The sequence below is a fragment of the Streptosporangium sp. NPDC049078 genome (assembly GCF_040648855.1).
GTDB lineage: Bacteria > Actinomycetota > Actinomycetes > Streptosporangiales > Streptosporangiaceae > Streptosporangium.
Genome location: NZ_JBEZEL010000009.1, coordinates 215554 through 235773, shown reverse-complemented (window position 1 = coordinate 235773; position 20220 = coordinate 215554). Strand labels below are relative to the sequence as shown.

General features: G+C 70.0%; 21 protein-coding genes. 10 read left to right on the top strand and 11 right to left on the bottom strand.

Annotated features, from left to right (window positions below; all coding sequences use genetic code 11):
* Positions 1-54 precede the first annotated feature (54 nt).
* Positions 55-864 (bottom strand): class I SAM-dependent methyltransferase, encoded by an 810-nt coding sequence (locus AB0B90_RS17355; protein WP_350941474.1) that lies wholly within the window; start codon positions 862-864, stop codon positions 55-57.
* A 278-nt stretch (positions 865-1142) separates the two neighbouring features.
* Here AB0B90_RS17355 and AB0B90_RS17350 point away from each other — a divergent pair, with 278 nt between their 5' ends.
* From AB0B90_RS17350 to AB0B90_RS17340, 3 genes are all read left to right on the top strand, one after another.
* Positions 1143-2876 (top strand): pyruvate dehydrogenase, encoded by a 1734-nt coding sequence (locus AB0B90_RS17350; protein WP_362923330.1) that lies wholly within the window; start codon positions 1143-1145, stop codon positions 2874-2876.
* 237 nt (positions 2877-3113) lie between these two features.
* On the top strand, positions 3114-3542 hold the full coding sequence (locus AB0B90_RS17345; RefSeq protein WP_350941478.1) for an MmcQ/YjbR family DNA-binding protein: 429 nt from the start codon (positions 3114-3116) through the stop codon (positions 3540-3542).
* Between the two features lie 268 nt (positions 3543-3810).
* The gene (locus AB0B90_RS17340) at positions 3811-4590 is read left to right on the top strand and encodes a hypothetical protein (RefSeq protein ID WP_350941479.1); all 780 of its coding nucleotides are present in this window, start codon (positions 3811-3813) and stop codon (positions 4588-4590) included.
* Positions 4591-4649: 59 nt separating this feature from the next.
* Here the strand turns inward: AB0B90_RS17340 and AB0B90_RS17335 are convergent, their stop codons facing one another.
* The 9 genes from AB0B90_RS17335 to AB0B90_RS17295 form a co-directional block, all read right to left on the bottom strand.
* A complete protein-coding gene (locus AB0B90_RS17335; RefSeq protein ID WP_350941480.1) occupies positions 4650-5621 on the bottom strand; it encodes an amidohydrolase family protein in 972 nt (323 codons plus the stop codon).
* Between the two features lie 3 nt (positions 5622-5624).
* The gene (locus AB0B90_RS17330; RefSeq protein ID WP_350941482.1) at positions 5625-6140 is read right to left on the bottom strand and encodes a 3-hydroxyanthranilate 3,4-dioxygenase; all 516 of its coding nucleotides are present in this window, start codon (positions 6138-6140) and stop codon (positions 5625-5627) included.
* Complete coding sequence (locus AB0B90_RS17325; RefSeq protein WP_350941483.1) at positions 6137-6559, bottom strand: RidA family protein; 423 nt, start codon at positions 6557-6559, stop codon at positions 6137-6139. Before AB0B90_RS17325 ends, AB0B90_RS17330 begins: the two co-directional genes overlap by 4 nt.
* Positions 6556-7464, bottom strand: a complete 909-nt coding sequence (locus AB0B90_RS17320; RefSeq protein ID WP_362923326.1) for a fumarylacetoacetate hydrolase family protein — start codon at positions 7462-7464, stop codon at positions 6556-6558. The genes AB0B90_RS17325 and AB0B90_RS17320 overlap by 4 nt, the downstream gene beginning before the upstream one ends.
* Before the next feature lie 189 nt (positions 7465-7653).
* Positions 7654-8667, bottom strand: coding sequence for a 4-hydroxy-2-oxovalerate aldolase (gene dmpG / locus AB0B90_RS17315; protein ID WP_350941487.1), 1014 nt, complete (start codon positions 8665-8667; stop codon positions 7654-7656).
* A complete protein-coding gene (locus tag AB0B90_RS17310) occupies positions 8664-9656 on the bottom strand; it encodes an acetaldehyde dehydrogenase (acetylating) (protein WP_350941489.1) in 993 nt (330 codons plus the stop codon). The genes dmpG and AB0B90_RS17310 overlap by 4 nt, the downstream gene beginning before the upstream one ends.
* On the bottom strand, positions 9653-9808 hold the full coding sequence (locus AB0B90_RS17305) for a hypothetical protein (protein ID WP_362923324.1): 156 nt from the start codon (positions 9806-9808) through the stop codon (positions 9653-9655). The genes AB0B90_RS17310 and AB0B90_RS17305 overlap by 4 nt, the downstream gene beginning before the upstream one ends.
* A gap of 131 nt (positions 9809-9939) precedes the next feature.
* Positions 9940-10737 carry a fumarylacetoacetate hydrolase family protein gene (locus AB0B90_RS17300; protein ID WP_350941492.1) on the bottom strand — a complete coding sequence of 266 codons (798 nt, stop codon included), beginning with the start codon at positions 10735-10737 and terminating at the stop codon, positions 9940-9942.
* Positions 10730-12184: a 2-hydroxymuconic semialdehyde dehydrogenase gene (locus AB0B90_RS17295; protein WP_350941493.1), complete on the bottom strand. Its 1455-nt coding sequence runs from the start codon at positions 12182-12184 to the stop codon at positions 10730-10732. The genes AB0B90_RS17300 and AB0B90_RS17295 overlap by 8 nt, the downstream gene beginning before the upstream one ends.
* 73 nt (positions 12185-12257) lie before the next feature.
* Between AB0B90_RS17295 and AB0B90_RS17290 the strand changes: the two genes are divergently transcribed.
* From AB0B90_RS17290 to AB0B90_RS17270, 5 genes are all read left to right on the top strand, one after another.
* A complete protein-coding gene (locus AB0B90_RS17290; RefSeq protein WP_350941495.1) occupies positions 12258-13016 on the top strand; it encodes an IclR family transcriptional regulator in 759 nt (252 codons plus the stop codon).
* A gap of 363 nt (positions 13017-13379) precedes the next feature.
* Entirely contained in the window at positions 13380-14093 is a 714-nt protein-coding gene (locus AB0B90_RS17285; RefSeq protein WP_362923321.1) for a dienelactone hydrolase family protein, read from the top strand.
* Positions 14094-14354: 261 nt separating this feature from the next.
* Entirely contained in the window at positions 14355-14897 is a 543-nt protein-coding gene (locus tag AB0B90_RS17280; protein ID WP_362923319.1) for a VanZ family protein, read from the top strand.
* Between the two features lie 150 nt (positions 14898-15047).
* Positions 15048-15800 (top strand): GntR family transcriptional regulator, encoded by a 753-nt coding sequence (locus AB0B90_RS17275; RefSeq protein ID WP_350941500.1) that lies wholly within the window; start codon positions 15048-15050, stop codon positions 15798-15800.
* A gap of 126 nt (positions 15801-15926) precedes the next feature.
* Entirely contained in the window at positions 15927-16157 is a 231-nt protein-coding gene (locus AB0B90_RS17270) for a hypothetical protein (protein WP_350941501.1), read from the top strand.
* Positions 16158-16392: 235 nt separating this feature from the next.
* Here AB0B90_RS17270 and AB0B90_RS17265 read toward each other — a convergent pair whose 3' ends face one another.
* A complete protein-coding gene (locus tag AB0B90_RS17265; RefSeq protein ID WP_362923317.1) occupies positions 16393-17679 on the bottom strand; it encodes a hypothetical protein in 1287 nt (428 codons plus the stop codon).
* A 140-nt stretch (positions 17680-17819) separates the two neighbouring features.
* On the opposite strand from AB0B90_RS17265, the gene AB0B90_RS17260 reads away from it, so the two are divergent.
* Positions 17820-18362 (top strand): gamma carbonic anhydrase family protein, encoded by a 543-nt coding sequence (locus AB0B90_RS17260; protein ID WP_350941505.1) that lies wholly within the window; start codon positions 17820-17822, stop codon positions 18360-18362.
* 178 nt (positions 18363-18540) lie between these two features.
* Positions 18541-19884, top strand: a complete 1344-nt coding sequence (locus AB0B90_RS17255; RefSeq protein WP_350941507.1) for a hypothetical protein — start codon at positions 18541-18543, stop codon at positions 19882-19884.
* Positions 19885-20220 lie beyond the last annotated feature (336 nt).

Genomic DNA, 20220 nt, shown 5'->3' with positions numbered 1-20220 from the left:
CCGCCGATGGACCGCCGGTCAGGCGCCGAGCCCCTCCGCTCCCTCGCGGAGTGCTCAGTCGTCGGCCCTGCGGGCGAGGATCGAGTGGATTTCGAAGGAGGGGGCGCTGAAGCCCGGAGCCGACATGACCTCCCGGACCTCCCTGAGCTGCCCCGAGGTCATCCCCGCCGCCATCAGGTGCTCCTCCAGATGGTGGCTGTTGCTGATCAGGAGGCCGAGCCCGGCGGACCCGCGCTCCCACACCTCGGTCCAGCGCACCTGGTCGATGTCGACCAGGCCCGCCGCCGCGATGTCCCGCGCGGCCACACTCCCCCAGGTCGGATCGCTACCCGCCGCACCCAGGACCCGGGCCATGGCCGTGACGTAGATCCCGTACACCTCCCCTTCGCGCCCGCCGGAGGCTGGGGGCGCCACCCAGCGGGTGATGTCGATCTCGTCGAGCTGCAGCCGGCCGCCGGGCCGCAGCGCGGCGCGCAGGCGCCTCAGGACCTGGCGGCGCTGCGGCAGGTGGCTGAGCACGAGCCGGGCGTGGATCAGGTCGAACGCGTCCTGTGGCAGCGGGTCGACGACGATGTCGTGGCGGGCCACGGTCAGCCCCGGTCTGGACGGGATCAGGCCGGGCTTGATGTCGGTCGCCAGCACGTGTCCACCCGGCGTCACCCGTTCGGCCAGCCAGAGGGCCACGCTGCCACCGCCCGCCCCGACCTCCAGGCACCTCCAGCCGGGCCCGACACCGGTCAGGGCGAGACGCTCGAACGTGAGCGGGTCGAGAAGCCGGGCGAGGTAGTGGTGCTGGTCGGACGAGTGGTCCCCGTCGTTGTCGAAGACGTAGTCGGACGCGGTCGCCGAGTTCTGCCCGGTCATCTGGCCCCTTCCGAGAGCGGTCACCTCGTCCGCATGGTAAGTAGGTTGACACGGAAAGTGACAGGCATCCGGCCGGACCTGGCCGTCTTCTCTGGAGAACCTATCCCTCCGGCTACACTCTGTACGTATAAAGAACTTTTGTTCGATATATGAACGATGATGGGCCGTGAGACACAAGTCCCCTCGACACGCGCCGCCCTGACTCTTCCCGGGCGATCCTGAGTGATCCGGCGAAATACGGTGAGGTACCCCGGTGACGCCGGACATGAGGGGGCACCATGGCGACCGTCGCCGAGCAGTTCATCGAGGTTCTCCGCCAGGCCGGGGTGGAACGGATCTACGGGGTGGTGGGCGACAGCCTCAACCCGGTGGTCGACGCCATCAGGAAGGCCGGTGACATCGAGTGGATCCACGTGCAGAACGAGGAGGCCGGGGCGTTCGCCGCCTCGGCCGAAGCACAGGTCACCGGGCGCCTCGCGGTCTGCGCGGGCAGTTGCGGGCCCGGCAACACCCACCTGCTCCAGGGCCTCTACGACGCCCACCGCAGCGGTGCCCCGGTGCTCGCGATCGCCTCGCACATCCCCGCCGCGCAGATCGGCACGGGCTTCTTCCAGGAGACCCACCCCGAACGACTGTTCGTGGAGTGCAGCCACTTCTGCGACATGATCAGCACTCCCGAGCAGATGCCCCGGGTGCTGCGCACCGCCGTCCAGCAGGCGATCGGCCTCGGTGGCGTCTCCGTCGTGGTGCTTCCCGGTGACGTGGCGGAGCTGTCCGCCGCCCACCCCACCGGCGAGCACGACTTTCTGACCACGACCGGCACGGTCGTACCCCCCGCCGACCAGGTGGCCGAGCTGGCGGCGGCGCTGAACCGCGCCGAGAAGGTGATGCTGTTCTGCGGCGCTGGGACACGTCACGCCCGCGACGAGGTCATGGCGCTGGCCGGACGCGTCCTGGCACCGGTCGGGCACGCGCTGCGCGGCAAGGAGTGGATCCAGTACGACAACCCGTACGACGTGGGGATGAGCGGGCTGCTCGGGTACGGCGCCTGCCACGAGGCGATGCACGACGCCGATCTGGTGGTGCTGGCCGGGACCGACTTCCCGTACGACGACTTCCTGCCGGGCGCGCGGACGATCCAGATCGACCACGACGCGGGGCGGCTGGGCCGCAGGACCCCGCTGGAGCTGGCCGTGCACGGCGACGTCGGCGCGACGATCCGCGCGGTGCTGCCCCATGTCACCCAGAAGACGGACCGCCGCCATCTCGACAAGACGCTGCGCAAGCACCTGAAGGTGCTGGAGAACGTCGTGGAGGCGTACACCCACGACATCGAGCACCACCTGCCGATCCACCCCGAGTACGTCGCGAACCTGATCGACGAACTGGCCGCGGACGACGCCGTGTTCACCGTGGACACCGGGATGTGCTGCGTCTGGGCCGCCCGTTACCTCAGCCCCAACGGGCGCCGCCGCGTGATCGGCTCGTTCGTGCACGGGAGCATGGCCAACGCGCTCCCGCAGGCCGTCGGCGCCCAGTTCGCGGACCGGCGCCGCCAGGTCGTCTCGCTCTCCGGGGACGGCGGACTCGCCATGCTCCTCGGGGAGCTTCTCACCGTCCGGCAGCACGATCTGCCGGTGAAGACGGTGGTGTTCAACAACTCCTCGCTCGGCATGGTGAAGCTGGAGATGATGGTGGAGGGGATGCCCGACTTCGGCACCGACCACGCCCCCGTCGACTACGCGGCGATCGCCGGTGCGGCCGGGATCGGGGCGTTGCGGGTGGAGAATCCCTCGGACGTACCGGAGGCCCTCGCCACGGCCTTCTCGACCCCCGGCCCCTTCCTGCTGGATGTGGTCACCGACCCGGACGTGCTCGCCATGCCGCCGAGCGTCAGCGGAGCGCAGGTGAAGGGGTTCGCCCTCGCCGCGAGCAAGATCGTGCTCAACGGCGGGGTGGGACGCATGATCGACATGGCGAAGGCGAACCTGCGCAACATCCCCCGTCCATGAAACCGGCGGGTCGGGACATCCGGTCACCATCGTTTCGAGATGAAACCGACAGGTTCGGCCGTCCGGTCACCGTCGTTTCGAGATGAAACCGACGGGTCCCGCCGTCCGGTCACCGTCGTTCCGAGATCCGGACCGCCCCGAAGCCGACCCGAGGCGGGGCCGAAGCCTGGCCGACCCGGGACGATCCCGGTGGATCCACACCGGCCCGGGGTGGAATCGTCGGCGCAGAGGTTCAGAATGGGCGCCATGGACAACTGGCGTGAGGTCCGCGAGACGCTGCGCGAGTTCGCGTTGCGCCTGCCGGAGACCTACGAGGACCACCCTTGGGACGACACGGTCGTCAAAGTCAACAAGAAGATCTTTCTCTTCCTCGGCGTCGAAGAGCCGACCGAGAAATGGAGGCCGAGAGTCGGGATGAAGTTGCCGGAGTCGAGCGGCCACGCGTTGGCGTTCCACGGCGTCAAGCCGTCCGGCTACGGACTGGCCAAAACGGGATGGGTCTCGATCTCCCTGATGAACGCGAGCGCGCTCCTGGAGACCGAGATACTCCTCGACTGGGTCGAGGAGAGCTACCGCGCCATCGCTCCCAAGAGGCTCGTCGCCACGCTCGACGCGCCCTCACAGATCGGCGACGAACCGTCGCCCGTGGACGATCGATCAATGTAGTTCCCTTCCGTGCACCCTTTCCTTTTCCAGTGGACTTGGTCTCGGCGTGTCATCACATGGCCCTCACGTGAGGCTGTAAGCATCGTCACTGTCACGATGAAGCGGCTCGGCGCACCGGTAAAAACCGCATTCCGGTCAGTGGATTGGTCGCGACCACAGACTGTGTCTCGAAGGGAATGGTGTCTCCATGCTCACTCCCCACCCTCAAAAAAGCGCCGCAACCATACGTAAACGACGGAAAGGGTACCGGCCGAAGAAAGGGCCGGCGATGCCGGCCCTCACCGGATTCCTCTGTCTGGCCCTCACGGTCACCGTGCCCTCCGCTCTCCCCGCACCCGCCACCGCCTCCGCGCTCGGCGACCCGTCACCCGACTCCAATTCGTCCGCGCTCGGCGACCCGTCACCCGACTCCGACTCGTCCATCACGTCGACCAGCACCTCCACCAGCGCCTCCCCCTCCTCCAGAGACAGAGACACCGACAACGGGGTCGGCACCGGAACCGGCAACACCGCGACGGGCACGGAAACCGGAAACGACACCGACGGTCCCCGCCACACGCTTCTGGATCAGGCGCGCAAGAAATGCAGGCCGAGGTCCTTCTTCAGGTTCCACTCCTTCAGACCGAGGAATTTCTTCGTTCCCCGCACGCGCTTCATCGACGGCCCCGGCGGCACGATGACGGTTTCCGTCACCCGGCAGCACCGCGTCTACGCCGAGATGGAACTGGAAAGGGAGAAACTCAGCGAGATCGACAGGGGCGAGTTGATCCGCCAGTTGAGAAATCTGGTCAGTCCGCTGCTCGCCGAGGAATACATCGTCGAGACCGGGCACGAATACGCACAGGAGATCACCGACGGCAAGTACGGAAACATGTGGTATCGCGTTTTCGGCTACCGGGTGGGATTCTCCGCGTGGCGCCAGATCTACACCTGCCGGGTGCGCAAGATCGCCGCCGGAGTGGCCAACGTCCCCGCGCGGGTGGAGGGCTGGAAATACTGGGAGACCAACCACCCGATGTACAGGGGACGCCGCCTGAGCAGGCGCTGAGCCTCCCGGTCCCCCGGCGGCGCGTCCCTTCCGGACTTCGGCCCGGCGGCCGGTCCCGCTCAGCGTCCGAGAAACCGGGTGGCGTTGCCGCCGAGCAGCTTGGCGCGGGCGGTGTCGGAGAGAAACCCCGCCCGGCGGATCAGCGAGCCCACCGGTGACTCGCCCAGCGGGTAGGGGAAGTCGGAGCCGAGCATCACCCCGTCCTCTCCCATCGTGTCGACCAGCAGTCGCAGCGCCCGCTCGTCGAACACGACCGAGTCCACGCTGAACCGGTCGAGATAGTGCGACGGGGGAAACTCCGAGACCCCGACCAGGTCGTTGCGACGGTGCCAGGCGTTCTCGAAGCGGCCGAGCCAGAAGGCGAACGAGCCGCCGCCGTGCGCGAAGCACAGGCGCAACGTCTTCGGCACCCGGTCGAGGACGCCGCCCAGGATCAGGGCGAGCACCGACAGGTGCGTCTCGGCGGGCATGCCGACCAGCCACTGCGCCATCCAGCGTTCCAGCCGGGGACCACCCCCCATGTCCCAGGGATGGACGAAGACAGGTGCCCCCACCGAGGCGCAGTGCTGGAGGAACTGGACGATTCCCTCGTCGTCGAGGTCGCGGTCGCCGACGTGGTTGCCGATCTCGACGCCCGCGTGCCCGGAGGCGAGGCACCGGTCCAGCTCGGCGCAGGCCAGATCGGGATCCTGGAGCGGCACCTGGCAGAACGGCACCAGCCGCTCGGACGCGCAGATCTCCAGCGCCAGGTCGTTGAACACCCTCGCGACCCGTACGGCCTCGGCCGCCGGACGCTCGTAGGAGAAGAAGACCGGCGTCGGGGAGACGACCTGAACGTCCACCCCGTCGGCGTCCATCCGTTCCAGGCGGACCGAGGGATTCCAGCAGTCGTCGGCGATCCGGCGGAACTCCCGATCCCCGAGCAGGATCACGGCCTCCCGCTCGGAGTCGACCCTGAGCCGGGGCGCCCCCGGCCAGCCCAAATCGGGCCAGCCCTTGGGGACGTGGTGCGTGTGAACGTCGATGATCAACGGCTATCCCTTGCCGGGGTGGACGGTGCCGCAGTTCCCGCAGGTACGCGCCTTCTCGTCGTCGTAGAACGCCTGGAAGATCGGCGGCAGGTCGGTCACGATGTCACGGACCTGGAGTTCCACCTCGTGGACCACGCCGCTGCACCGCGGGCAGTACCAGAGGAACTTCTCCAGCACGCCTTCCGGCCTGATCCGCTCCACCACCAGGCCGATCGACCCCTCCTCCGGGCGCTGCGGCGAGTGCGGCGTGTTCCCCGGGAGCAGCCACATCTGGCCCTCGCGCACGTGCACGGTCTCCGGCCCCTCGGGGGTCATGATGTTGACGTGCATGTTGCCGCGGATCTGGTAGAAGAGCTCCTCGTACGGGTCGATGTGGAAATCGGTCCGCGCGTTCGGCCCCCCGACGACCATGACGATGAAGTCGCCGGTGTTCTCGAAGACCATCTTGTTGCCCACCGGCGGCTTGAGCAGGTGGGCGTGCTCGTCGATCCACTTGGTGAGGTCGATGGGGGCGGTCATGGGCGAACCTCCGGTCGATGGGCCACGGCCTGAATCTCGATGAGCAGGTGCGGGTGGGGCAGTTGGTGGACGGCCACGGTGGTGCGTGCCGGGCCGGTCTCGTCGAAGTACTCCGCGTAGACCGCGTTGTATCCGCCGAAGTCATTGATGTTCACCAGGTAGGTGGTGATCTGCACGAGATCGCTCAGGTCGGCTCCCGCCGCCTTGAGGATGTCTCCGATGTTCTCTATCACCGCCCTGGTCTGCTCGGCGATGTCGAGCTTCACCGTGCCGAACTCGTCGACCTCGGCTCCCACGATCGTGTTGTCGGGCCTGCGTGAGCTGGTCCCGGACACGTACAGGAGGTCTCCCGCACGCTTGACGTGCGGAAACCTTCCTCGCGGCGTCGCCTTTCCCTCGACGACGAGCCCTTCGCTCATGATTCCTCCCCAGAAGTGCCCGGCCTCTCCGAAGCCCCCCGTACCCCGGAAACCCCCGGCGTCTCGGCCGAGGCCCCCGGCGTCGTCGGACCGGGTGCGGAGGCGGATTCGGGCACGGAGGCGGATTCGGACGCGGAGGCAGGTTCGGGCACGGAGGCGGTGAACGAGACCGAGCCCAGGTGCTGGATCTCGGCCCGCACCCGCGCACCGGGCACCAGCGGCTCGGCGGGCGTGGCGGCACCGGCGAGCAGGACCCAGCCCGGCTCCAGGACCATCCCCGCCTGGAGGGCGAGGCGCACGGCCTCGGCGAGTGCCCTGCGCGGGTCGCCCAGGATCGCACCGGTCGACCCGGTCTGGACCACCCGCCCGTCGATCTCCAGGACGACGCCCAGGTTCCAGCGCGACGGGTCGTACGGCTGCCAGGGGCCGACGACGTACCCGGCGGCCGAGGTGTTGTCGGCGATCACGTCGGGCAGCGAGAACCTGAAGTCCTCGTAGCGCGAGTCGATCACCTCGATACCGGCCGCGACGGCCGCGACGGCGCCCGGCGCGAGCGCGTCGCCCGGCGACGCGATGCGCCGGCCGATGAGGTAGACGACCTCCGGCTCCACCCTCGGATGGATGAATCCAGAAATATCCGCGTACGAGCCGTCGAGGATGGCCGACGACTCCGGCACCCGGCCGAAGATGACGTCGTGCACCCCCATCTGGCGGCGCTTACCCTCGCTGGTGAAGCCCAGCTTCACCCCGGCGAGCCGGTCCCCGCGCTCCAGGCGGAGCCGGATCAGCTCCTCCTGGACCCGGTAGGCGTCGGCCACGCCGTAGTCCTGCTCGGGCCTCGGCACCGCGCGACCGGTGCGGGCGGCCTCGTCCAGGACGGCGGCGAGCTTGTGCAGGTCGGTCACTGGGACACCATCTTTCTCGCGGGCGCCACTGCGGCGCTCGGTGAAGGGACTCGGCGGGAGCCGGGGGACGGTGACATCGCCACAGCGTTCGGTGAAAGGGCCCGGCGGGAGCCCGAGGACGGTGACACCACTACGACGCTCGACGAAAGAGCTCGGCGGGAGCCGGGGAGAGCCGGAGGACCGCCCGTGTCACGACGGCTCCCCGGTCCGTGCCAGGTCCAGCGCGATGTCCACGATCATGTCCTCCTGGCCGCCCACCATCCGGCGGCGGCCCACCTCGGTGAGGATGGTCCGGGTGTCGACCCCGTAGCGCGCCGAGGCCGCCTCCGCGTGCCGCAGGAAGCTGGAGTAGACACCCGCGTAGCCGAGCGTCAGCGTCTCCCTGTCCACCCGGACCGGCCGGTCCTGCAGCGGCCTGACCAGGTCGTCGGCCGCGTCCATCAGGGCGTGCAGGTCACAGCCGTGCTCCCAGCCCATCAGGTCGGCCACCGCGACGAACACCTCGATCGGGCAGTTGCCCGCCCCCGCGCCCATCCCCGCCAGGGAGGCGTCCACCCGGTAGGTGCCGTTCTCCACCGCGACGACCGAGTTGGCCACGCCGAGACCCAGGTTGTGGTGGGCGTGGATGCCGATCTCCGTACCCTCGTCGAGCACCGAGCGGTAGGCCCTGACCCGCTCCCGCACCCCGTCCATGGTCAACCGGCCGCCGGAGTCGGTCACGTAGACGCAGTGGGCGCCGTACGACTCCATGAGCGCCGCCTGCCGCGCCAGTTCGTCGGCGGAGGTCATGTGGGACATCATCAGGAACCCGGCCACGTCCATCCCGAGCTCGCGCGCGGTGGAGATGTGCTGGGCGGAGATGTCGGCCTCGGTGCAGTGGGTGGCGACCCTGACCGAGGTGACACCGAGGGCGTGCGCGCGCCTGAGGTCGTCGATGGTGCCGATGCCGGGCAGCAGCAGGGTGGTCAGCTTCGCCCGCCGTACGGCACCGGCGACCGCCTCGATCCACTCGTCGTCGGTGTGCGCGCCCGCGCCGTAGTTGAAACTGCCCCCGGAGAGGCCGTCGCCGTGCGCGATCTCGATCGCCGCCACCCCGGCGGCGTCGAGGGCCGCGGCGATCTCGGCGGCCTGGGCGACGGTGTAGCGGTGCCGGATGGCGTGCATGCCGTCCCGCAGTGTCACGTCCTGCACGTAGAGCTTCACGCGCCCACCTCCGCGTCCGTACGAGCGGCCAGGTCCGTGCGGTCCCGGTCTTGCGCGCGGCCCGCGTCCGCGGCCCGCTCCGTCACCTCGGCGAGCCGCTCGGCGGTGCGCAGCGCGGCGGAGGTCATGATGTCGAGGTTGCCGGCGTAGGCGGGCAGGTAGTGGGCGGCGCCCTCCACCTCCAGGAAGACGGTCACCTTCACACCGCCGTCGCGGGTGCCGTCGGGGAGCGGCTCCCCAGCCGGGATCGTCTCAAGCTGTATGTCCTGTTTGAGGCGGTAGCCCGGCACATAGTCGTTGACCCGCGCCACCATTTCCAGCACGGCGTCCTTCACCTCCGCCACGGTCGCCTCGTCGCACTCGTCCACCAGGCAGTAGACCGTGTCCCGCATGATCAGCGGCGGCTCCGCCGGGTTGAGGATGATGATCGCCTTGCCCCTCGCCGCCCCGCCGACCCGCTCGATCGCCCGGGAGGTCGTCTCGGTGAACTCGTCGATGTTGGCCCGCGTGCCGGGCCCCGCCGACCGGGAGGAGATGGAGGCGACGATCTCCGCGTACCGGACGGGCACCCGCGAGGCGACCGCCGCGACGATCGGGATGGTGGCCTGCCCACCGCAGGTGACCATGTTGAGGTTCGGTTCGGTGAGGTGGTCCTCCAGGTTGACCGGAGGCACCACGTAGGGGCCGATCGCGGCGGGGGTGAGGTCGATGACGCGCTTGCCGTGCGCCCTGAGCACCCGGTCGTTGTGCCGGTGCGCCCCGGCCGAGGTCGCGTCGAGGACGACGTCCACCTCGGCGAACCCGGGCAGCGCGACCAGTCCTTCGACGCCTTCGTGGGTGGTGGCGACCCCGCGGCGGCGGGCGCGGGCCAGTCCGTCGGAGTCGGGGTCGATGCCCGCCATCGCGACGACCTCGACCTTCTTCGACAGCAGTGCCTTGAACATCAGGTCGGTGCCGATGTTCCCCGAACCGATGATGGCGATCTTCACAACAGGCCCGCTTTCACACGTCGTACGAGTTCCCCTGGTCCTTCGAGCTCCCCGAACTCCCCGAACTCCCAGGACTTGCCGGACTCCCCGAGCTCTCCGGGATTGCCGACTCCCCAGGACCTGCCGGGCTCCCCGGGCTTCACGGATTTCACGGGCCGGTCCGGTTCGTGGGCTCTCACGAGAAGGTCGTGGGCGGCGGGGCGGCGGCCGACTCCCGGCTGAGGACGAGGTTCGTGGGCTCTCACGAGAGGTTCGTGGGCTCTCACGAGAGGTTCGTGGGCTCTCACGAGAAGACCGTCCTGACCGAGCCGAGGCCCTCGATGTGGGCCTCGAACACGTCGCCCGGCTCGACGCCGACCATCGGGCCGAGCGCGCCGGTGAGCACGACGTCCCCGGCGCGCAGTGGGAAGTCCGTACCGCCCAGCGCGTCGGCGAGCCAGACCGCGGCGTTGAGCGGATGCCCCAGGCAGGCCGCGCCCACCCCGGTGGAGACCTCCTCGCCGTGCCGGTTCATGGTCATCCCGGCGAGGCGCAGGTCCAGGCCGCGCAGGCTCACCGGGGTGTTGCCGAGGACGAACGCGCCGCTGGAGGCGTTGTCGGCGATCGTGTCGACGAGGGCGATGTCCCATCCCGCGACGCGGCTGTCGACGATCTCGATCGCGGGCAGCGCGAAGTCGACCGCCCGGATGACGTCGGCGACCGTGAACGGACCGCCCTCCAGGTCGCTCCCGAGGACGAGCGCGACCTCCGCCTCGACCTTGGGCTGCAGGAAACGGCCGGTCGGCACGGGCAGGCCGTCGAGATAGGCCATGTCGGCGAAGAGCATCCCGAAGTCCGGCTGGTCCACGCCGAGCTGGCGCTGGACCGCGGCGGAGGTGAGCCCGATCTTCCTGCCGACCAGCCTCCTGCCCTCGTCCAGCGCCCGCCTGGTGTTGATCTCCTGTACGGCGTAGCCGGTCTCGGCGCTCCCGCTCGGCAGCATCTCGCGCACCGGGGCGCACGGCTTGCCGCTCCTGGCCGCGTCGAGCAACCGGTCGGCCGCCTCCACGCGCACGTCGGTGGCCTCGCTCCACTCAGTCATGTCCAGGCTCCAGCTTGATGGTGATCGTGGTGGGCTCGGAGTAGAAGTCCAGCGAGCGCGTGCCGCCCTCGCGGCCGATGCCGGACAGCTTCACCCCGCCGAAGGGGGTGCGCAGGTCGCGCAGGTACCAGGTGTTGACCCAGACCAGCCCGGCCTCCAGCGACCTGGCGACCCGGTGGGCCCGGCTCAGGTTGGAGGTCCAGACGGTCGCCGCCAGGCCGTACTCGCTGTCGTTGGCGAGCCCGACCGCCTCGGCCTCGGTGTCGAACGGGGTGACGTGGCAGACGGGGCCGAAGATCTCCTCCCGGTTCACCCGGGAGTCCGGCGGCAGGCCGGTCAGCACGGTGGGTTCGACGTAGTAGCCGCCGTCGCGGTCGTCGCCGAAACTCGGCACCCCGCCACCCGCGCGGATCTCGGCGCCCTCGTGCTTGGCCAGCTCGTAGTAGGAGAGCACCTTGTCCCGGTGCTCGGCGGAGATCATCGGCATCATCGTGGTGTCCTCGTCGGAGGGGCGGCCGAACCGCAGGTCACCGGCGCGCCTGGCCAGCCGCGCGGTGAACTCCTCGAAGACGGGCCGCTCCACGTAGAGCCGCTCGGTGCACAGGCAGACCTGGCCGCCGTTGGTGAAGACCGACCGCACGCTTCCCTCGACGGCCGCGTCCAGGTCGGCGTCGGCGAAGACCAGCCCGGCGTTCTTGCCGCCCAGCTCGAACGAGACGGGCTTGACCCGGTCCGCGACCGCCTTCATGATCGTCGATCCGGTACGGCTCTCGCCGGTGAAGGTGACCGCGTCCACGCCGGGGTGCTCCACCAGGAACTGGCCGGTGGAGCCGCCGCCGAAGCCGTTCACGACGTTGAGGACACCGGGCGGCAGACCGATCGAGGCGGCGATCTCCGCGAGCACCGCGACCGAGCCCGGCGTGTGCTCCGAGGGCTTGACCACGACGGTGTTGCCCGCGACGAGCGCGGGACCGAGCTTCCAGGTCGCCAGCAGGAACGGCAGGTTCCACGGCACGATCACCGCCACCACGCCGAGTGGCTTGCGCACGGTGTAGCTCAGCACGTCCGTGAGGTGGAACGCGTCCTCCGGGTGCTGGGCCGCGATCTCGGCGAACGACCGGAAGTTCGCGGCTCCGCGCGGGATGTCCAGGGTGCGGGTCTGGGTGATCGACTTCCCCGTGTCGGCGATCTCCGCCGCCACCAGGTCCTCGAACCGCTCCTCGATCGCGTCGGCGAGACGGCGCATCCAGGTGGCGCGCTCCGCCACCGGCAGCGCGGCCCATCCGGGCAGGGCCTCGCGGGCCGCGGAGACCGCCCTGTCGACGACGTCCCGGTCCGCCTCGCGGACCTCGCGCACCGGTCGGCCGGTCACCGGGTCATGGGTGGCGAACGTCGCGCCCTCGGCGACCGGCACCCCACCGATGAAGTGGTTCACCTGGTCAGACAAGTCTGCTCCTCGGGAAGATGCTCCTTCAGGTCACTACGTACGGGTATAGGGCCGCAAACGGCCGTAGGCAAGAATGGGTTCCGTGAAACGGAACCCCGACCGTCTGTCCCTGCTGGAGAAATCCTGGCTCGTACTCGACGCGTTCCGCCCCACGGGAGGACCGCTGCGGCTGGCCGACGTCGCCGAGCGCTGCCACCTGCCCAAGACCACCGCCTTCCGGCTGCTCACGGAACTGACCGCGATCGGCGCGATCACCCGCCGCCCCGACGGCTACTATCTCGGCCGTCGCCTCTTCGAGCTCGGGAGCATCGTGCCCCTGGAGCGCGACCTGAGACACGCGGCGCTCCCCTTCATGCACGACCTTTACGAGGCGACCCACGAGACCGTCCACCTCGGTGTGCGCGACGGCCTCGACGTCGTCTACGTCGAGAAGATCCGCGGTCAGGAGACGTTCGCCCTGCCCTCGCGCGTCGGCGGGCGCCTCCCGCTGACGTGCACCGGGATCGGAAAGGCCCTGCTCGCCTACTCGGGGCCCGACCTGATCGACGAGGTCCTCGGCCGCCCGCTGCGCCGGTTGACCCCGCACTCGATCGTCGACCCCCGGCGCCTGGAGGAGGCGATCGGCCAGATCCAGGCGGCGGGGCTCGCCTACGAGCGGGAGGAGGCCCAGCTGGGCGGCGCCTGCATCGCGGCCCCGGTGTTCGGCGACGGCGTGGCCGTGGCCGCGCTCTCGGTCTCGGTGCCGCTGGCCCGCTTCCAGCCCACCCGGCTCGCCCCGGCCGTCAAGGCCGCCGCCCTGGGCATCTCCCGCGCTCTGGCCAGGACCATCTGACGGGCGGTCGGCCGCGCCGAGGTGACCGAGACGCGGGTGGCGATCCGGGTACGGTCCCGCGCCGAGCGGGGCGACAGGCCGTCTCTCCCCAGCCCGGGGTGGAGGCGGCGGGAGCGTCGACGGGAACTCGAAGCCGCCTGGTGATGACGAGGCTTTCCAGGGTGTCCACAGGCGCACCTTATCGGCGGAACACGTCCATGCTCGGCGGGTTTTCCGGGCCTGCGCGACCAACCATCCGTTCTCCGGCAAAGGGGCCGATTCGATACCGCACATCTGTCCGCGTTCGGCGGGTATACGGTTCGCCGACCGTTCGTCCGTCATACGCCGGAACGCCGGCGGTCGACAAGCCAGCAGGAGGATCCCGTGGAAGTTCGCACCGAGACGGTCACCGTCGCCGACGGCTCGTTCGACCTGCACCTGTGGCTTCCCCCGAGCGGCCGGGGCCCGGTCATCCTGCTGGTCCAGGAGATCTACGGGGTGGGACCGTACATCAGGAAGGTCGCCGAGGACCTGGCCGCGCTCGGCTACGTCGTCGGCGCGCCGGACCTGTTCTGGCGGATCCGGCCCAACTGGGTGTCAGGCCACGACGACGCGGGAACGGCCCTGTCGGTCGAGATGGTCTCCACGTTCGACGTCCCCCAGGGGGTGGCCGACTCCGCCGTCGCCCTGACGCACCTGCGGGAACTGCCCGAGGCCGAGGGTGGGGCCGGGGTGGTCGGGTTCTGCCTCGGGGGTTCCATCGGCTACCTGCTCGCGGCCACGGTCGAGGTGGACGCGGTCCTGTCGTTCTACGGGTCCGCCGTCCCCGACGCCTCGGGCATGCTGGAGAAGATCACCTGCCCGCTGCTGCTCGTCTTCGGCGGTTCCGACCCCTACATCCCTCGGGAGCGGGTCGCCGTGGTGGAGGAGGCCGCGTCCGGCCGGCCGAACGTCAGGGTGTACGTCGCCGAGGAGGCCGGGCACGCCTTCCACAACCACGAGGCCCCCCAGTTCTACGACCGGGAGGCCGCGCGGGCCGCCTGGGACCAGGCCGTGCACTTCCTCGGACGCAACCTCCCGTTGCCCGCCCTTCCTTGAGGCGCATACCGCGCGGGGAGCCCCCCTCCCCTGAGGCGCATCACCCAGGCACATGCCGCCCCGGCCTCCCTTCCCCGGGGTGCCTCCTCGGCTCGGGGCCTACGTACGCGCGAACGCGCCGACGACCTCTCCTCGCGCCCGGGCACCCTTTCGCCGTTCGGGGAGCCGCTCACGGGGTGAGAACGCCCCTTGCCTGGAGGTCACCTTCTCGTAACCTCGAAGGCCGCCCGAGAGGACTCCGCGCACCCCATCATGTGCCTTGTGCACCAGACGTGGCAGCAGTGGGGGAATGTCGTTCTGGCGGCCTTGCTCGCGGTCCCCGCGGTCGTCGTCGCCGCCTGCCTGCTCACCCTCCGCCGCACCCGCTCCGGCCACCCCTTCCCGGCGCGCACCGCCCTGGCCGACGTGGTCGCGGTGGCGGGGACCGCACCCTGGATCTGGATGATCCTCACCCCCGGAGCGGGGATCTCCGGCGTCAGTCCTGTCCCGTTCTCGGATCTGTGGGCGACACTTCACGGACCGGGACAGACGGCGTTCGTGCAGGTCGGGGGGAACCTCCTGGTCTTCGCCGCGCTCGGGGCGATGCTTCCCGTCCGTTCGGCGCGGTTCGCCTCGCTCACCCGGATCGCGACCGTGGCGGCCGGGGCGTCGCTCACCGTGGAGGTCCTCCAGTACGCCCTGCGCCTGGGGCGGGTCAGCTCCGTCGACGACGTGATCCTCAACGCGGCGGGGGCCGTGCTGGCCGCGGCCGTCACGCGCCGATGGTGGGCCGTACGAATACCGGTCAGGACCGTTCCACGGTAACGGACCGGGAAAACTCTTTAAGATCGCCACACGGGCACGATCCTCCCAAAAGAAGCACGATACCAACCTCCGTATCTGTGCGATCGTGGACAAGGCGGGGCAAGTTCTCTGGAGACGCCAAACCCGGTTGGTGACAGAGGGTGATCGAACGTGCAGCATTCCCCGGTACCTCCCGAGCCCCCGATCTATCGGCGCATCGCCGACGGGCTTCGCGAAGCGATCCTGTCCGGCGATCTCCGAGACGGGGATCGGCTTCCGGGCGAGAACGCCCTGATGGCCAGTCACGGCATAGCCCGTGCCACCGCCAGGCAGGCCCTGTCCGTACTAATCAACGAAGGCCTCGCCGTCCCCAAGCGCGGCTCAGGGGTGTACGTCAGGCAGTTCCGCCCCATCAGGCGGCACGGCTCCCGGCGGCTCTCCCGTGACCATTGGGAGCGCGGTGAGGCGATCTGGGACTCCGACACCAGGGGGCGCCCCTACACCGTGGACCAGGTGGACATCGACCGGGAGACCGCCGAGGACGCCGTGGCCAGAGTGCTGGGCAGCTCCGAGGTGTGGGTCCGCAGGCGACGCTACTCGGTGGACGAGCGGCCGGTGCAACTGTCGGTCTCCCACTTCCCCGCCCTCCTGGTGGACGGAACCGCGATCACGAGAGAGGACACGGGCCCCGGAGGCGTCTACGCGCGCCTCGGCGAGCTCGGCCACGCCCCGGCGCACTTCACCGAGGAGATCAGGGCCCGCATGCCCCATCCCCACGAGACCGTCCAGCTCGACCTGCCCGCGGGCACCCCGGTCATCGTGATCGCCCGGGTCGCCCGCACCGTGGACGGCGTCGCCGTCGAGGTGAACGAGATGACTCTCGACGCCGCCTCTTACGTACTTCAATACGACTTCGACTCATAGATCAAGACCATCCGTCAACCGATAGGTTGACCTGTCCCCCGCGATCATTGATTTCTCTAGAGAAGTGCCTCACCGTCAGAGGTGGAGCGTCGCACAGACGGGCCTGGGCGCGGGGAAGGTGCACAGATGTCTCTCGACCGACATCTCGCTGAGATCGCCCGGGAGTTTCCCGACTGGACGATCTGGCGGAGCGACGCGGGTCGGTGGTGGGCAACCCGCCACCACCCGCTGACCTCCGCCCAGCGTGATGTCGGCTGCGCGATGACCATCGACGCGGACGATCCGGAAGGGCTGCGTGAGCAGCTACTCGACCAACGGGAACGTTCCGGCGACACCGAGCCGGAGACGGACCCCTGAAGACCGCCCGGTGCCGGGATGAGCGGATCCGATGCGGTCCCGGCGCCGGGCCCCCAATCGCGGAAGTCCCCGACCCGATCGGGGGCGGGGGCTTCCGCTTGATCCTCACCCCTGGCGGAGGCTTCCGCGAGTCTCCTCACCCGTCTGCACGGCCGTGCGAGCCCCTCACGGTCTTCGGGGCCGACGTCTCCACGGCCGTGCGGGTTCCCCCTCATGCCTCCGAGGGCGAGGGCTCTTACTTTCTTCTGGGGGTGGCGTACTTGTCCTCGTCCTTGCCGGCCTTCTCCGCGGCCGGACCGAGGTCGGTGTCGCCGGCGAGGTCGGTGTCGTCGTACACCTCGACGCGCGTCTCCTCGGCACGGTCCTCGTCCTTGCCACGCCGCTCGTCCGCGCCCCCGACGGTGTCGTCGTCCACGATCACGCGTACGGACTCCAGGTCGGGTGAGTCGAACCCGGCGTTCCGCCCGCCCATGGACGCGTCCCCGGATCCGGTGGGCCCGGCCTGTCCCGGCGACGCCTCCGCGTCGGAGGACGCGACGGCGTCCGCCGCGCCGGGTGTGCCGTGGACGTCGTCGGGCGTCTCCTCGGAGGCGGCCCCGGAGACGGCGTCAGGCCCCGTGGCGGGGGCGGCCAGCGCCGGCTGGACGCGGGCCGGGGGCAGCACGGAGCTCTCGTCGATCAGAGGTCCCGCCGAACTCTCACGGTGGAGCAGGTCGCCCAGGACGGTGCCCATCTCGTGCAGACGGCGCATGACCTCGTGGTGGGTGTCGGTGAGGTAGACGACCCGGCGGCCGGTGGTCTCGTCCAGGGCGGCGGCGCGCTGCTGTGCCGCCGACAGGGTGGAGTGCGCGTCGTTGTTGGCGGCGAGCACGGTCGCCTCCGCCTCGGCGCGGGCGGCGCTCAGCGTGGAGTCGGCCTCGGCGCGGGCCTCCTGGACCGTCCGCTCGGCCTCGTTCCGCGCCGAGGTGACCATCCGGTCGGCCTCGGTGCGGGCGCTGCGCAGGGTGTCCTCGGACTCGGCGCGGGCCGCGTTGAGCGTCTCCTCGGCGTCGTTGCCCGCCTGGGACAGCATCTGCTCGGCGGCCGCGGTGGCCTCGGCCACCCGGCGCTCGGCCTCCTGCTGCGCGGCGTTCAGGATGCCCTCGGCCCGATCCTGCGCGGAGGTGATCAGCCGCTCGGCCTCCATCGCCGCGTCGTCGCGGAGCTTGATCGCCTCGGCCTCGGCGACCTGCTTCTTGGAGGTGGCCTCCTCCTCCCCGAGTTTCAGTATCTGGCTGAGCCGCTGGCCGAGCTCGTCGTAGTCCTGCGGGGCGTCGGAAAGCCGCTTACGAGCCTCGGCCAGCTCGATCCGGCTCTGTTCGGCCTGGTCGATCGCGCGCCCGAGCCGCTCCTCCAGGTCGCGGATCTGGTGGCGGTGGCGGTCCATATAGTCGTGAACCTGACGACGGCTGTAGCCGCGCATGACGACCTCGAACGAGTCCTCATGCATCAGGTCGGGAAAGCTCTCGTGCTGGTTTGTCATAGCACTACCCGTGGAGGTTGTGTGGCGGAAAAGGAGACGTCAGGAGACGACTTTCCTGCTTACTGCCCAAGTCTGCAACCGGAACGCCCGACGTGCTTGCGGAAATACCGGACAGATCGACTCCTCGTAACATCGTTCACATGAACGTCACGCCCTACATCGCGGCCCTCGACGGCGACGCGATCCCGCAGATCCATCCGGACGCCTACATCGCCCCCGGAGCGGTGGTCGTCGGGAGGGTACGGCTGGGCCGTGCCGCGAACGTCTGGTACGGCTCGGTCCTGCGCGGCGACGACGAGGACGTCGAGGTCGGGGAGGAGTGCAACATCCAGGACCTGTGCTGCCTGCACGCCGATCCCGGTCAGCCCGCCGTGCTGGAGCCCCGGGTGAGCCTCGGGCACAAGGCCATGGTGCACGGGGCCCATGTGGAGACCGGTGCGCTCGTGGGCATCGGCGCGATCGTGCTGGGCGGCGCCAGGGTCGGCGCGGGATCGCTGATCGCGGCGGGTGCCCTGGTGGCGCCGGGGAAGCGGATCCCCGCCGGGGTGCTCGTCTCGGGTGTCCCCGGAAAGATCGTCCGTGAGCTCACCGACGACGACCGCGCCCTGTTCGCCGGTACTCCGGCCGGCTACGTCGCCAAGGCGGCCCGCCACCGGGCCGCGACCCCCGTGCCACCGGCCTGACTCCCGACCCGGGTCGTGGCGCACGCTCCCCGACACGGTGGCGGGGAGAGCCTTACGATCGTGCGAGGCCCGATCGGGGGATCGCGGGGCCTGGCAACGACCTTGACCGCTTGACCGAAGGGAGGCAGGGGCGTCCCGCCCGTGGCACCAGGCTGTGGGTACTCGCCCCGGAATGCCGATGACCGGCATGTGGCAGTGGGATGGGTTCGACGCCGTCGAGAACGACGTGCGGACCATGGTCACCGACCCACGGTGGACGGCGCTGCCGCCGCTCGCACGCGCCCAGGCCATCGCCCAGCGCACGCTGTCCACCCCGGACGGCGGGCGCTGGCTGTTCGGCGCCCACGCCCGCTGGTACCGCCAGGATCCCGCCGACGGCCGCTGGCACCTCACCGCTCCCCCCGCCGACCGGGGCTTCCGCGCCGCGGCGCACGTGGTCAACGTCACCTCGATGATCATGCAGCACCTGATACCGACCGGCGCCGACTTCGCCGTCGACCGGGGGTCGGTCCAGGGGTTCGTCGGCCCCGACGTGCCGTACGAGATCACCGAGAGGGTCCGCGAGCTGGTGATCGCCCAGCGCGGCAGGCGCAGGGAGGACTTTCCCGTCACCGGGCCGTTCGCCGGACTCTTCGCCGGGGAGGTGGCCAGTCCCGTCGCCGCGATCTGGGGCACGCTCATGTGGTGCGCCTACGCCCCGGCCTTCGACGGCAACGAGGTGTTGCTGTCGATGTTCGGGGAGTTCCTGGCCCGCCCGCTGCCCGGCGACGAGTGGGTCCGCTGGCTGCCGCCCACCTCGCTGGACGACCTGGTCGCGCTCTACGGCGAGCGGGTCAGGGCCGGGCACCCCGAGGCGGGCCTGCGGCTGGTCGCGCTGATGGCCGACACCGCCGCCGTGGTGCGTGCGGATCCGAGGTTCAGGCCGAAGGCCGACGCCCTGCTGTCCATGATCGAGCCGTTGCTCCGCCGGGCCTGTCAGGATCCCGCCATCGCGCACCAGGGCGACGACGCGGTGCGGAACGCGTGGCTTTCCCGCTGCCCACCCCACATGACGCTGCCCGACGACTCGCCGGGCGAGCACTTCCAGCACGCGCTCTACGACCTGGTCCAGTCGCTGGGGTTCCTCGCCCCGATGGGCGCCGACCCGCGGGCGGTGGCCGCCTCACTGCTCGCCGCCGACCTGTCGGGTGTCGCGCCCAGGGCGGCCGACCGTCTCTACCCGTGGCTCGATCCCGAGCTGCGGCACATCCTCCACGTGGTGCTCACCGACGCCTCGCATCCGCTGAGGGGATGCTGGCCGCGCTCGGGCGAGCTGCCTTCCGCGCTGCACCCGCCGGACCGCAACGCCGCCGCGGCTCTGCTCGGTGCCGCCTACGCCACGGGGCTCGCGTGGTGCCGCCTGACCGGGACCGAGATACCGGAGCGCGGGTTCGCGACGGCCTCGGCGGTGGTGCACCGGCTGACGCACGAGCGCGACGACCCGGTCCCTCCTGTGTCAGGGACTTACCCCCGCCACTTCTGACCCACATCAGTATGCTTAAACCACAAATTTAGTTATTTCATCCTTACTCCCCCTATATCCTTCTAGCCCCCTGCGCATCGGACAATTAGCTGAATTGTGATCTCCTAAACGGGAAATGATCCTCCGTGAGGACGTGTCGGGCGGGGCGAGGAATGGTCCCGATGGGCCATGGGCACCGATGACCGCCCGCCGTAACCTCGAAGTGGGTGTGGGCTGCGGAAGGAAGGACGACGCGGTGGGGCACGACGACCTGGACTCTAGGGTCCACGACCGTGTCGCGTTGGACGAGATCGCGCTCTATGCCGAGGTGCTGTCCGCCGTCGCGATGAGCGAACG

Coding starts and splice junctions, on each gene's coding strand:
- AB0B90_RS17260 (WP_350941505.1), top strand. CDS start 17,820: ATGAACGTCACGCCCTACATCGCGGCCCTCGACGGCGACGCGATCCCG.
- AB0B90_RS17325 (WP_350941483.1), bottom strand. CDS start 6,559: ATGAGCGAAGGGCTCGTCGTCGAGGGAAAGGCGACGCCGCGAGGAAGG.
- AB0B90_RS17290 (WP_350941495.1), top strand. CDS start 12,258: ATGGGTTCCGTGAAACGGAACCCCGACCGTCTGTCCCTGCTGGAGAAA.
- AB0B90_RS17355 (WP_350941474.1), bottom strand. CDS start 864: ATGACCGGGCAGAACTCGGCGACCGCGTCCGACTACGTCTTCGACAAC.
- AB0B90_RS17330 (WP_350941482.1), bottom strand. CDS start 6,140: ATGACCGCCCCCATCGACCTCACCAAGTGGATCGACGAGCACGCCCAC.
- AB0B90_RS17300 (WP_350941492.1), bottom strand. CDS start 10,737: ATGACTGAGTGGAGCGAGGCCACCGACGTGCGCGTGGAGGCGGCCGAC.
- AB0B90_RS17340 (WP_350941479.1), top strand. CDS start 3,811: ATGCCGGCCCTCACCGGATTCCTCTGTCTGGCCCTCACGGTCACCGTG.
- AB0B90_RS17255 (WP_350941507.1), top strand. CDS start 18,541: ATGACCGGCATGTGGCAGTGGGATGGGTTCGACGCCGTCGAGAACGAC.
- AB0B90_RS17345 (WP_350941478.1), top strand. CDS start 3,114: ATGGGCGCCATGGACAACTGGCGTGAGGTCCGCGAGACGCTGCGCGAG.
- AB0B90_RS17265 (WP_362923317.1), bottom strand. CDS start 17,679: ATGACAAACCAGCACGAGAGCTTTCCCGACCTGATGCATGAGGACTCG.
- AB0B90_RS17270 (WP_350941501.1), top strand. CDS start 15,927: ATGTCTCTCGACCGACATCTCGCTGAGATCGCCCGGGAGTTTCCCGAC.
- AB0B90_RS17350 (WP_362923330.1), top strand. CDS start 1,143: ATGGCGACCGTCGCCGAGCAGTTCATCGAGGTTCTCCGCCAGGCCGGG.